This is a genomic window from Pseudorhodobacter wandonensis (assembly GCF_001202035.1).
In the GTDB taxonomy this organism is placed as follows: domain Bacteria; phylum Pseudomonadota; class Alphaproteobacteria; order Rhodobacterales; family Rhodobacteraceae; genus Pseudorhodobacter; species Pseudorhodobacter wandonensis.
Genome location: NZ_LGHT01000045.1, coordinates 196,219 through 208,599 on the forward strand (window position 1 = coordinate 196,219; position 12,381 = coordinate 208,599).

General features: G+C 60.7%; 11 protein-coding genes. 7 read left to right on the forward strand and 4 right to left on the reverse strand.

Going from position 1 to position 12,381, the window contains the following annotated elements; translation table 11 throughout:
* Window positions 1-362: 362 nt before the first annotated feature.
* Together AKU79_RS18580 and AKU79_RS18585 are read right to left on the reverse strand one after the other, a co-directional pair.
* The gene (locus AKU79_RS18580; RefSeq protein ID WP_050525079.1) at window positions 363-545 is read right to left on the reverse strand and encodes a zinc-finger domain-containing protein; all 183 of its coding nucleotides are present in this window, start codon (window positions 543-545) and stop codon (window positions 363-365) included.
* Window positions 546-741: 196 nt separating this feature from the next.
* Complete coding sequence (locus AKU79_RS18585; protein ID WP_050525121.1) at window positions 742-1,320, reverse strand: DUF1285 domain-containing protein; 579 nt, start codon at window positions 1,318-1,320, stop codon at window positions 742-744.
* 85 nt (window positions 1,321-1,405) lie between these two features.
* Here AKU79_RS18585 and AKU79_RS18590 point away from each other — a divergent pair, with 85 nt between their 5' ends.
* Genes AKU79_RS18590 through AKU79_RS18605 form a run of 4 tightly spaced genes read left to right on the forward strand, consistent with a single transcriptional unit; the run spans window position 1,406 to window position 8,128 of the window.
* Window positions 1,406-2,416: an AAA family ATPase gene (locus AKU79_RS18590; protein ID WP_050525080.1), complete on the forward strand. Its 1,011-nt coding sequence runs from the start codon at window positions 1,406-1,408 to the stop codon at window positions 2,414-2,416.
* On the forward strand, window positions 2,413-3,294 hold the full coding sequence (locus AKU79_RS18595) for a DUF58 domain-containing protein (protein WP_050525081.1): 882 nt from the start codon (window positions 2,413-2,415) through the stop codon (window positions 3,292-3,294). Before AKU79_RS18590 ends, AKU79_RS18595 begins: the two co-directional genes overlap by 4 nt.
* Entirely contained in the window at window positions 3,294-6,056 is a 2,763-nt protein-coding gene (locus AKU79_RS18600; protein ID WP_050525122.1) for a DUF4159 domain-containing protein, read from the forward strand. Before AKU79_RS18595 ends, AKU79_RS18600 begins: the two co-directional genes overlap by 1 nt.
* Window positions 6,053-8,128: a hypothetical protein gene (locus AKU79_RS18605; protein ID WP_050525082.1), complete on the forward strand. Its 2,076-nt coding sequence runs from the start codon at window positions 6,053-6,055 to the stop codon at window positions 8,126-8,128. The genes AKU79_RS18600 and AKU79_RS18605 overlap by 4 nt, the downstream gene beginning before the upstream one ends.
* Before the next feature lie 28 nt (window positions 8,129-8,156).
* Here the strand turns inward: AKU79_RS18605 and AKU79_RS18610 are convergent, their stop codons facing one another.
* Both AKU79_RS18610 and AKU79_RS18615 read right to left on the reverse strand, forming a co-directional pair.
* Window positions 8,157-8,510, reverse strand: a complete 354-nt coding sequence (locus AKU79_RS18610; protein ID WP_050525083.1) for a hypothetical protein — start codon at window positions 8,508-8,510, stop codon at window positions 8,157-8,159.
* A gap of 36 nt (window positions 8,511-8,546) precedes the next feature.
* Window positions 8,547-9,245, reverse strand: a complete 699-nt coding sequence (locus AKU79_RS18615) for a DUF599 domain-containing protein (RefSeq protein WP_050525084.1) — start codon at window positions 9,243-9,245, stop codon at window positions 8,547-8,549.
* A gap of 159 nt (window positions 9,246-9,404) precedes the next feature.
* On the opposite strand from AKU79_RS18615, the gene AKU79_RS18620 reads away from it, so the two are divergent.
* From AKU79_RS18620 to AKU79_RS18630, 3 genes are all read left to right on the forward strand, one after another.
* Window positions 9,405-10,838: an FAD-linked oxidase C-terminal domain-containing protein gene (locus AKU79_RS18620; RefSeq protein ID WP_050525085.1), complete on the forward strand. Its 1,434-nt coding sequence runs from the start codon at window positions 9,405-9,407 to the stop codon at window positions 10,836-10,838.
* Window positions 10,839-10,973: 135 nt separating this feature from the next.
* Window positions 10,974-12,071, forward strand: coding sequence for an FAD-binding protein (locus tag AKU79_RS18625; RefSeq protein ID WP_050525086.1), 1,098 nt, complete (start codon window positions 10,974-10,976; stop codon window positions 12,069-12,071).
* A gap of 3 nt (window positions 12,072-12,074) precedes the next feature.
* Entirely contained in the window at window positions 12,075-12,380 is a 306-nt protein-coding gene (locus tag AKU79_RS18630) for a hypothetical protein (RefSeq protein ID WP_050525087.1), read from the forward strand.
* The last annotated feature ends 1 nt before the right edge of the window (window position 12,381 follow it).

Below are 12,381 nucleotides of genomic sequence, written 5' to 3' on the forward strand. Positions count from 1 at the left end.
CAAGTCTCCCCGCGCGTTTGTTCTTACATCGCATGGACGGGCGCGGGGGTCTACCTGTGGAATGCACAGGTCCGGATTGCAGGCGTTGATCAGGTGTCAAAATACCATCCTGCCTGCACACCGCCTGCGCAGATGTAGCGCAAAGAGACTGTTCATTGATGCAAATAAAAGCCAATCCTTAATTCCTGCTGGCAAACAGGCCAAAGGTTTGCCGAAACGATCAGGTTCGGCCGCGGCGGGGTGCACTAGCCCCCCGCACAAGCCGTAGAGACTCTATGGCCAATCCCTGCAACAAGGATGGCCCAACACTAGCGTGGCTTCACAACTCACATACTCGCCCGGGCTTGGCTCGGGCGCATATGTCACTTTACTGTGTCGGCCTTGCTTTCGTGAATATAACGCCGGTCGCAATAGCCACATTCGACAAAGCCGGAGTCATGCGGAATTGTCAGCCAAACGCGCGGGTGGCCCAACGCCGGTCCGTCCCCGTCACAAGCGATTTTCCATTGCGAAACGACTCGGGTTTCAGGGGCGGGTGCGGTCATACTTTGATCTCTCTACGAAAAAGCTTTCGTCTGCTATGATAGCGATCCCGGTGGGTGCCGCAAGGGTCGCTGCCAATTTATCAACCTGCCGCAAAGCGATGCGTTTGCCACGACGACCCAAGGCATCATCTATCCAAAAATATCTTGGGGGGGAATGGCCGTCAGGCCAGGGGGGGCAGAAGGCCCCCCGCAGCGGTCACAACATCTCGGAAGTTGGAATTACAGGAAAAAACTGCCCATTTGACCATAGTCCGAACCAGGCATCGTTGCCCTGCCGATGATGCACACCTAATTCCACCAAACGGTAAAACGATTTGCGGTCGATCAAGGCCTCCAGCCCGGCACGCACCATGACATAGGGCGAGGGTTCGCCGCTTTCGTCATCATATGCGACGCGAATGGGGTGATCCGGTCCCGCTGCAACTTTGTCTCCGACCTGGGTTTCGAATGTCAAAACCTGGGTTTCGTCCGAACCTTGTGCAGTAAAATCCACGGCCACAAAAGGCGCGTCATCAACGGTGATTCCAACTTTTTCAACGGGGGTGACAAGGAAGTACTTGCCATCCTCCAGCTTTAGAATATTCGAAAACAGCTTTACCAGCGCAGGGCGCCCAATCGGCGTGCCAAGGTAAAACCATGTCCCATCCCGCGCGATCCGCATATCCAGATCCCCGCAAAACGGCGGGTTCCACAGATGCACAGGCGCCGGTCCCGCGCCTTTGCCCGCAGCCTGCGCCGCCTTCATCACACCTTCTGCTGTTGGCTTCACAATCAATTGTCCTTTCGCCGCTTTTGCCATTTGTGCCCGGCGGTATAAATCGTTCTAATAGACCTAATATAACCTGTGCCCGAGGAATGTCATGCCCAACACAACAGATGCCGCCCATTTGGTCACCGAAATCGAAGCGCTTGGTGAAAAGCTGAAATCGGCCAAGGCCTCGATCAACAAGCGGTTCATCGGTCAGGATAAGGTGGTTGACCTCGTGCTGGCGTCACTGCTCTGCGGTGGTCACGCGCTGCTTGTGGGCCTGCCCGGCCTTGGCAAAACCCGGCTTATTGACACTTTGTCCACCGTGATGGGGTTACACGGCAACCGCATCCAGTTCACCCCCGATCTGATGCCCGCCGATATTCTGGGGTCCGAGGTGCTGGACAGCGGCGACAGCACCCGCGCCTTCCGCTTTATCGAAGGCCCGATTTTCTGCCAGCTTCTGATGGCGGATGAAATCAACCGCGCCAGCCCGCGTACCCAATCGGCCCTGTTGCAGGCAATGCAGGAACGCGAGATCACGATTGCAGGCAAGCACCGCCCGCTTGGCGCCCCGTTCCATGTTCTCGCCACCCAAAACCCGATCGAGCAAGAGGGCACCTATCCGCTGCCCGAGGCACAGCTTGACCGGTTTCTTGTGCAGGTCGATGTACATTACCCCGACCGCGCGACCGAGCGTGACATTTTGCTGGCCACGACAGGTGCCGAAGAGGCGCAGGTGCATGGCGTCTTTACCGCCGGCGAACTGCTTGCCGCGCAATCGGTGCTGCGCCGGATGCCGGTGGGCGAGCAGGTGGTTGAAGCTATCCTTGATCTGGTCCGCGCTTGCAGGCCCGACGAACCCGAAGGCGCGGCTCTGCGCGGTCAACTTTCGTGGGGGCCGGGGCCGCGTGCGGCACAGGCCTTGATGCTGACCGTGCGCGCGCAGGCCTTGCTGGACGGGCGGCTTGCGCCCTCGGTGGCCGATGTCGCCTCGCTGGCGCGTCCTGTTCTGATCCACCGTATGGCGCTGTCCTTTGCCGCCCGCGCACGGGGGGAAAGCCTCGCCGGCTTGATCGACGCCACCGTCAGCCGCAGTTTGGGGCTAGAGGCTGCAGCGTGACACAAACCGCGCCAATAGACCTGCAGTCGCGTGCGGAAAGTCTGGGCGCGTCGCTGCCCGCGCTTTTGGCACAGGCCGAGCATCTGGCTGCGACGGTGATCTTGGGCGATCACGGCCGCCGCCGTGCGGGCATGGGCGACGAGTTCTGGCAATACCGCCCTGCCCATGCGGGCGATAGCGCGGCACAGATCGATTGGCGCAGGTCGGCGCGGTCTGACCAGCATTTCGTGCGCGAACGTGAATGGCAGGCGGCACAAACTGTGTCGATTTGGGTCGATCAGGCGCGGTCCTTGCAGTTTTCCGGTGATAGCGCCCGCGCAACCAAGGCCGACCGTGCCCAGCTTTTGGCGCTTGCGCTGTCGGTTTTGCTGCTGCGCGGGGGCGAGCGTGTGGGCCTGACAGGCGATGCCGCGCGCCCGCGCGCGGGGCGTGCGCAACTGTTGCATTTGCTGCAAGGCATGGCGGCCACAACCGACAGCCCTGATTATGGCACCCCCAACGTGGGCAACCTGACCAGCCACAGCCGCGCCGTTTTCTTTTCGGATTTTCTGGGCGACCCAGAGCAGGTTGAAACCGCACTGGGCTTGGCGTCAGATCGTGGCGTTCAGGGCGCTTTGGTGCAAATCCTTGATCCGGCCGAGGAAGAATTTCCTTTTGATGGCCGCACGATATTCGAATCCATGGGCGGCAGTTTGCGCCATGAAACCTTGCGCGCGGGCGATTTGCGCACGCGTTACCTCGACCGGCTTGCCGAACGTAAAGCACGGCTGGAAACCCTTGCCCGCGCCTCGGGCTGGCACTACCTATGCCACCATACCGGCCAATCTGCGCAATCGGCGCTTTTGTGGTTGTTCGCGGCGATGGAACGGGGGCGCTGATGTTTATGCTTGGGCCCATAGGGTTTACAGCGCCGCTGTTGCTACTGGGGCTGGTCGCTTTGCCGGTGCTGTGGCTGTTGCTGCGCGCGGTGCCGCCTGCACCAATCCGCCGCCGCTTTCCCGGTGTGGCGCTGCTTTTGGGGCTAAAGGATGCAGAGGCCGAGGCTGATAAAACACCGTGGTGGCTGCTGTTGCTGCGCATGGCAGCCCTTGCTGCGGCAATCATCGGTTTTGCGGGTCCGGTACTGAACCCCGTGCAACGCGATCAGGCCGAAACCGAGCCGCTTTTGGTACTGATCGATGGCTCTTGGGCCGATGCGCGCGATTGGGCGCGGCGTGTGGATCGTGCGACGGACATGATAAATGCGGCCGGCCGTGCGGGCCGCCCCGTGGCGCTTATCCGGCTTACCGATGCACCGTCGGAAAGCGTTTTTCAGGCCGCCAATGCCATAGCGCCGCTGATGGCAGGGCTGGCGCCGAAACCGTGGAACCCCGACTTCAAGGGCTGGTCGGGCAACTTGCCTGCGGGCAATTTTTCCAGCTTTTGGCTGTCGGATGGTGTAGACCATCCGGATCGGGCGTCCTTGCTTACGGCCCTGCAATCGCGCGGCGCGGTTACAGTGTTCGAAAGCCCGCGCCCCGTGATCGCCCTGCGCCCCGCGCAGTTTGCCGATGGCGCAATCAAGCTTTCGGCCACCCGTCTGCCTGCGACGGATCAGGCCGAAATCGAAATCTCGGCCCGTGGTCTTGACCCTGCGGGAATTGAACGCGAACTGGCCCGCGTGCCAATGACTTTTGCGGCAAATGTGGCGACTGCCGAAACGGCCCTTTCCCTGCCGCCCGAGTTGCGCAACCGCATCAACCGGTTTGAAATTGCTGGCATCCGCTCGGCCGGTGCGGTGACGTTGACAGACGACAGCCTGAAACGCCGCAAAGTGGCGCTTATTTCCGGCAGTCGCGGTGCCGAAGGGCTGCAGCTTTTGGCCCCCACCCATTACCTGCGCCAAGCGCTGGAACCTGTTGCAGAATTGATTGATGGCAGTTTGGCAGATGTGGTACTAGCCAATCCGGATGTGATTGTGCTGGCCGATGTCGCCACGCTGTCGCCCGATGAAAATGACGCAATTCTGGATTGGCTGGACAAAGGCGGGTTGCTTTTGCGCTTTGCCGGTCCCCGTCTTGCCGCGTCCGAGGTCAGCCGCGATACCGAGGATGCGCTGATGCCTGTGCGCCTGCGCATGGGCGGCCGCAATGTCGGCGGCGCGATGAGCTGGGGTGAACCCAAAGCGCTGGCACCCTTTGCCGAGGGCTCGCCGTTCTACGGCTTGCCGATTGCGGATGACGTGACCGTAACGGCCCAAGTTTTGGCGCAACCCGACCCCGATCTTGCCAGCCGCACGATTGCGGCGCTGGCTGATGGCACGCCTTTGGTCACTCGCAAGGCGGTGGGGCAGGGACAGGTTGTGCTGTTCCACGTCACCGCCAACGCAGAATGGTCGACCCTGCCGCTGTCGGGGCTTTTCGTCCAAATGCTGGAAAGGTTGGCGGTATCGACCCGCCCCGCCAGCCCCGATGCCGCCGATCTGGAAGGCCAGATCTGGGTGCCACAAGTGGCGCTGAATGCCTTTGGTACCATGGGCAGCGCGGGCGAGGTTGCGGGCGTTGACGGCACGGCCCTTGCTGCGGCTTTGGCCAGCGGTCCCTCGGCCAAACTGCCGCCGGGGCTTTACGCAGGCGATGACCGCCGGATCGCGCTGAATGTCATTGCGCCCGATACCACTTTGGCCGCGCCGGTTTGGCCTGCCTCGGTCGCGCGCGAAGGGTTAGAGGTGCAAGCGGAACAGGCCTTGAAAGGCGCTGCACTGGCAATCGCCCTGTCACTGCTTTTGCTAGATGTTCTGGCAGCCCTGGCGCTGTCGGGGCGGTTGATCGGGGGCTTGCGCAATACGGCTGTTTTGCTGCTGGGTCTTGCGCTGCTGTCGCCTGATGTGCTGCGCGCCCAAGACCAAGATGCGCGTGCAATCGAGGCAACGACAGCCGTGCGTTTGGGCTATGTCGTAACGGGCGACGCCAAGGTTGATCGCGTGTCCGAGGCCGGTCTGCGCGGTCTTGGCCAGCGTTTGTATGAGCGCACAACGGTAGAGCCGGATCTGCCGCTGGCGGTAAACCTCGAAACTGATGAGCTGCTGTTTTTCCCGTTCCTGTATTGGCCCATCACGATGGATCAACCCAGTCCTTCGGCCGCGGCCTATAGTAAACTGAACCGCTATCTGCGCACAGGCGGGATGATCTTGTTTGACACACGCGATGGCGACATCGCAGGCGCGGGCCAAACCCCGCAAGCGCGCAAGCTGCAATTGCTGGCCGCGCCGCTTGATATTCCACCGCTGGAAATCTTGCCCGAAGACCATGTGCTGACCCGCAGCTTTTACCTGTTGCAGGATTTTCCCGGTCGCTATACCCGCCGCGAATTATGGGTCGAGGCGGCCCCCCCCGATGCTGAACAAGCCGAAGGGATGCCGTTTCGCAACCTGAATGATGGTGTGACGCCTGTGGTAATTGGCGCGAATGATTGGGCGGCCGCTTGGGCGTTGAATGAGAATGGCTCGGCGATGTTCCCCATCGGGCGCGGATATACAGGTGAGCGTCAGCGCGAGATTGCCACCCGTTTCGGCATCAACCTGATCATGCATGTGTTGACCGGCAATTATAAATCCGATCAGGTCCATGTGCCTGCGTTGTTGGAAAGGTTGGGGCAATGACGGGAACCCTGATCCTTGATCCGCTGATCCCGATGCTGGCGCTGTATGCGCTGGCACTGGCGGCTTTGCTGATTGTGGGCTTTGGCCTGTGGCGCGGCCTTTCGGGCTGGGCATTGCGTGGCTTGGGGGCGCTGGCCTTGCTCGCCGCTATCGCCAACCCTTCGGTCCAGCGCGAAGACCGTGAACCGCTTTCGGATATTGTGATTGCGGTGGTGGATGACAGCGCAAGTCAGCGCATTGGCAACCGTTCCGCCCAATCAGAGGCGGCATTGGCCCGCGTGCAGGCCGAAATCGCCAGCTTGCCCAATACCGAATTGCGCGTAGTGCGGGTGGGTGACGGCGATGGCGATGCCGGTACCCAGTTGATGACCGCGCTTTCCGAGGCACTGGCCGAAGAGCCGCGGGCACGTGTCGCTGGCGCCATATTGATTACCGATGGGCAGGCGCATGATATGCCTGTGGCCCCGAATATGCCCGCGCCTTTGCATGTCTTGCTGACAGGCGAGGCACGCGATTGGGACCGCCGCCTGATTATCAAAAACGCTCCTGCTTTTGCCATTTTGGGCGAATCTGTCACGCTGACCCTGCGCATTGATGACCAAGGCGCAGTGCCCGCAGATGTCGCAGGGTCGGCCATGATTTCCATCGCGATTGACGGGGGCGACCCGCAATCTTACCGCGTGCCGGTGGGCGAAGATCTGGAACTGCCCGTCACCTTGCCGCACGGCGGCATGAATGTGCTGCAATTCCAGGTAGCTGTGACCGAAGGCGAGCTGACCGACCGCAACAATGCTGCCGTTGTGCAGATCAACGGCGTGCGGGACCGGTTGCGCGTTCTGCTTGTTTCGGGCGAACCACACGCGGGCGAACGCGTCTGGCGCAACCTGCTGAAATCGGACCCGTCGGTTGATCTTGTGCACTTCACCATTCTGCGCCCGCCGGAAAAGCAAGACGGCATTCCGGTAAGCGAGCTGTCGTTGATCGCCTTTCCAACCCGCGAATTATTCGTTGAAAAGATTGACGAATTTGACCTGATTATCTTTGATCGCTACCGCCTGCGGGGCATTCTGCCTACGTCATATCTGCAAAATGTGCGTGATTACGTTAAACGCGGCGGTACGGTTCTGGTTGCCGCAGGCCCCGAATTTGGCTCGGCCGACAGCCTCTGGCGGTCGCCCCTTGGCGAAATCATGCCTGTCGATGCCACCAGCCGCGTCTATGAGCAAGGCTTTCGCCCGGGTTTGACGGACCTGGGCAAGCGCCATCCCGTGACCGAAGGGTTGGAAAAACTGGCGCCGCAGGGGGGCTGGGGCCGCTGGTTCCGCCAAATCGGATTGGTGCAAAAATCGGGGCAGGCGGTGATGTCTGGCATCGACGGCCAGCCCTTGCTGGTGCTGGACCGTGTTGACCAAGGGCGGATTGCGGTGTTGGGCTCTGACCAGATGTGGCTATGGGGCAGGGGCTATGAGGGCGGCGGGCCGCAGTTGGAACTGCTGCGTCGCCTTGCACATTGGATGATGAAAGAGCCCGATCTTGAGGAAGAGGCGCTGGTTGCCTCGGCCGTCGGTCAAAGGCTGACCCTGACGCGCCGTACAATCGGTGACGCGCCAGGGCCAGTGACGATTACCGCGCCCGATGGCACAAAAACCGAGCTGATGCTGCCCGAAATTGCGCCGGGCCGTTATTCCGCCAGTTGGGATGCGCCGGAAATAGGGCTGTATAAAATGACCCAAGGCACGCTTTCCACCGTCATGGCGCTTGGCCCCTCGGCGCCAAAGGAGTTTGAGGAAACCATCGCCAGCGGTGACAAGTTGGAACCCGTCGTAACACCCACGCGCGGCGGCATCTTGTTGCTGCGGCAAGGCACACCCGATATTCGCACGGTGGATGAAGGGCGCGTCGCAGCCGGCCGAGGCTGGATCGGCATCACCCCGCGCGGGGCCTATTTGACGCAAGATATCCGCGTCGCGGCCTTGCTGCCTGCGTGGGTCTGGTTGCTGCTGGCCGCAGGGCTTGCAATGTCTGCATGGTTGGTCGAAGGGCGCAAAGGGCGCGCTAGCCAAAAGGGTTGATTTCAAGCGACGATTGAATTGGCAGTGCTTATTCGGTCAGGTGTACCTGCACCAAAGTGTCGGCCCAGCCATCAACCAGACAGCGCGCGCGGATCATCACATAGTCCGTACCTTGTGGCACTGCGACCCCCGCAAGCGACCTTGTGAATGGTTGCTCATTCTCATGCGGATGGGCCAAAACACGCAGGCCAAGGCGCTCGCCATTGGGCGACAGCACCTCCCACGCATCGGCGTAATGGTCCCACCCTGTGTCGGGGTGGCGCAAGGCTACATCAAACCGCCACGTATCGCCCGTAGCTGTGGCAATCGCAGAGACAATGGCTGGCGGCTCGGCTAGGGCAGGGCCGACCATTAGGGCCAGCAAAGGCAAAAGATATTTCATACCCTAACCGTGCCACAGCCAGCCGATCCAAGGAAATCACGGATGCGTGCGATGCAGGATGACCGCCCGCGAGGCGCTGAAAAATTCGCGCCGCAGCAGAACCGAGATTGTTATCATAACCGTGGCAAACAACCCCCACGGACCCAACAACCAGCCGAGCGCCCCCAAAGCGAAATAGATCGACCGCAGACCTTTGTTAAAGCTGCGCGCGGCTGTGATGTTGATCTCGGCAGCGTCGGCGGCGCGGGTATAGGCATCGGCATGTTCGGGTTCATTTGGAACAGCCGCCATCATGATCGTGCAGTACCCAAACAACCGGTGCGCCCAGATGAATTTCAGCAAGGCATCAGCGACAAACAGCAGTACAAGCCCAACCTTTATTTCCAGCACCACACCTTGGGCATCCAATGTCAGATCAGCCGCCAACATATCCAGCCGCTCGCGATTGCCGATGACCGCAATGCCGCCGCCCAACGTAATCATGCAGGCCGAGGCGAAAAACGCGGTGCCTTGGCGCAGGCTATCGACCACTGTTGCATCAAAAATGCGGGGCTGACGGGTGACAAACTGCGCCATCCAGTCGCGCCGGTATTGCATCATCAGCACCGTGACCGAGGGGCGCTTGGCAGGTGGATGTTCGACAATCCAATCAATCAGAACCGCCGCCATCAATAAAAGCGCAACAGCCGCCAAATCCCAAGGGGTAAAGGCCGAGAGCATTTGGGGCATTGTCATAGGGGTGTGCCTGCCTGTTGCTAAACCGTGTCGCTAGGCCATACCCTGAAACGGCGGGGCCGCGAAAGCCATTCATTCGGCGCGGCAAAGGAATACTTGATTGATGGCCGTATTGGTTATATAAACTTACCAGTTGCTTGGGGTAGAGGGGGCTAGCCTATGGAAATGCCAAAGATTGACGCGGCAATTGTTGCGCGCAAACCGGCTATCATAGCGGCGCTGCAAGAGGTTTTGCCCGATGACGCCGTGATCTTTGATGAGGCCGAAGTTCGCGCCTATGAATGCGACGCATTGACCGCCTATCGCTGCCCGCCCCTTGTCGCAGTGCTGCCGCGAACCACCGCCGAGGTATCGGATGTGCTGCGCATTTGTCACCAGATGGGCGTGCCTGTGGTGCCACGTGGGGCAGGGACATCGCTTGCCGGTGGCGCCTTGCCCACGGGGGATTGCGTGATCCTTGGTGTGGCGCGGATGCATGATGTGCTTGAAACCGATTACCCGAACCGTTTTATCCGCGTGCAATCGGGGCGTACGAACCTGAGCGTGACGGGCGCTGTGGAAAGTGACGGGTTCTTTTACGCGCCCGATCCTTCCAGCCAACTTGCCTGCGCCATTGCGGGCAATATCGCCATGAACTCGGGCGGGGCGCATTGTTTGAAATATGGGGTGACGACGAATAACCTGTTGGGCGTGACGTTGGTGCAGATGGACGGCACCGTGCTGGAAATCGGTGGCGCGCATCTGGATGCAGCTGGCCTTGATCTGTTGGGCGTAATTTGCGGCTCCGAAGGGCAGCTTGGGGTCGTGACCGAGGCGGTTTTACGCATTTTGCCGAAACCCGAAGGCGCGCGGCCTGTGTTGATGGGCTTTGACAGCAACGAAGTTGCAGGTGAATGCGTGTCGGACATTATCAAAGCGGGCATTCTGCCTGTGGCGATCGAATTCATGGACCGTCCCTGCATCGAGGCAACCGAAGCCTTTGCCAAAGCTGGCTATCCTAAGTGTGAAGCCTTGCTGATTGTTGAGGTCGAGGGCTCTAAGCCCGAGATTGACGAGCAACTGGCACTGATTATCGAGATTGCCAAGCGTCACAACCCTATTGAGCTGCGTGAGGCCGCAGATGAAGACCAGGCCAAGCGCATTTGGCTGGGGCGAAAATCGGCCTTTGGGGCGATGGGAAGTATCAATGATTACATGTGTTTGGACGGCACTATTCCGGTTTCAAGCCTGCCTTTCGTGCTGCGCCGGATTGGCGAGATGAGCAAGGAATACGGGTTGGATGTGGCCAATGTGTTCCACGCGGGCGATGGCAATATGCACCCTCTGATTTTGTTTGATGCCAATAAGCCAGGCGATTTGGAGCTGTGCGAGGCCTTTGGCGCCGATGTGTTGAAACTATGTGTCGAGGTTGGGGGCTGCCTGACCGGCGAGCATGGCGTGGGCATTGAAAAGCGTGACTTGATGAAAGTGCAATTTGCGCCTGCGGATATGGAAGCGCAGCTTTGGGTGAAAGATGTGTTTGACCCCAAGTGGTTGCTGAACCCTGCCAAGGTATTTCCGTTGGATATTACCGCCAGCCGCCGTGCCGTGTGACTGCCGGGGGTTCCCCCTTTGGCCCAAACCAAGAGCTGGGGGGCTGTCTGCCCCCCGCGCCGGGTGGTTCTTGAACCAATGGCGAACCACCCCGCGCCCCCGAGGATATTTTTGCCGAAAAGAAAGGGCAGCGGAATGAGACCTGCCAATGAGTTGGAACTGGCCGAGGCGATCCGAGATGCGGCGGGGCCGTTGCGGGTTGTGGGGGGCGGCACGCGGTCGATCGGCCCTGCACCTGTGGGCGAGGTGTTGGAGACGTCAGGGTTGTCTGGAATTTCGCTTTATGAGCCGGGGGCGCTGACGATTGTTGCGGCGGCAGGCACACCGCTGGCGCAGGTAGAGGCAGAGCTGGCGCGAGGCGGGCAGCGCCTGCCGTTTGAGGTGCCGGATTTGCGCGGGTTGTTGCAGCGCGAGGGCGTGTCGACCATTGGTGGGGTTGTGGCAGCGAATGCCTCGGGGCCGCGGCGTATTCAGGCAGGGGCGTGCCGGGACAGCTTGATCGGGGTGCGGTTTGTCGACGGGGTCGGAACAGTGATCAAGAACGGCGGGCGGGTGATGAAGAACGTCACCGGCTATGATCTGGTTAAGTTGATAGCGGGCAGCCACGGCTGTTTGGGCGTATTAAGCGAGGTGGCCTTTAAAGTGCTGCCGAGACCCGAGGTCGAGGCGACCCTGATCCGTGATGCGTTGGACCCTGCTGCGGCGGTGCAGGCGATGTCACAAGCGCTTGGCTCGCCTTTTGAGGTGACGGGAGCAGCCTATCTAGGGGGCCAGGTTCGTTTGCGGATAGAAGGGATGGCGGGGTCGGTGGCGTATCGGACTGCGGCTTTGGCCAAATTGCTGGGCGCAGGCTGGCAGGCGGTGGACGCCGCGACGAGTGCCGCGCTATGGCTGGAAATTCGTGATGTGCAGGCCTTTGCAGGCAAGCCGGGGCAGGTGTGGCGGATTTCGGTTAAACCGTCGGATATGGTGCAGGTTCTGGCGGGTTTGGCAGGGGCGCAAACCCTGTGTGACTGGGGCGGCGGCCTGATCTGGGCGCGGGTAGAAGAGCCGGTAGATGTGCGCGGGGTGATTGCACCGCTGGGTGGGCATGCCAGCTTGATACGGGCCGAGGCCGGTTTCGCGCAGGTTCCGGCCTTTCAGCCCGAAGCGCCGGCGATTGCGGCGCTGACTGCAGGCTTGCGGGCCAAGTTTGACCCGAAGGGTACTTTGAACCGCAGTTTGATGGGATAGGCCATGACCAGTTTGTTAGTTCTTGGCCTGCCATTGGTGATCTACCCGTCACTCGCCGTTTTGCCCAAAGGCAAACCCGCCCTGTTGGGTTTGGTCGTCGCAGGGGCGATGATTGCGGCGGCATTTGTTGCTGCGCCCGGTTTGGGCAATTTACGGATACTGGCGCTTGGCGGGGTCGGGCTTGCGGCACTTGCCCAGGCGCTGCGCTGGCTGGCCGGGCCGCGCCTTGCTGCCGCCCATTATATCGCTTTGCTGGGGGCTTTGCCTTTAGCTGCCCTTGCCGCCATCATGTTCAGCCTCGGAGCCTAAG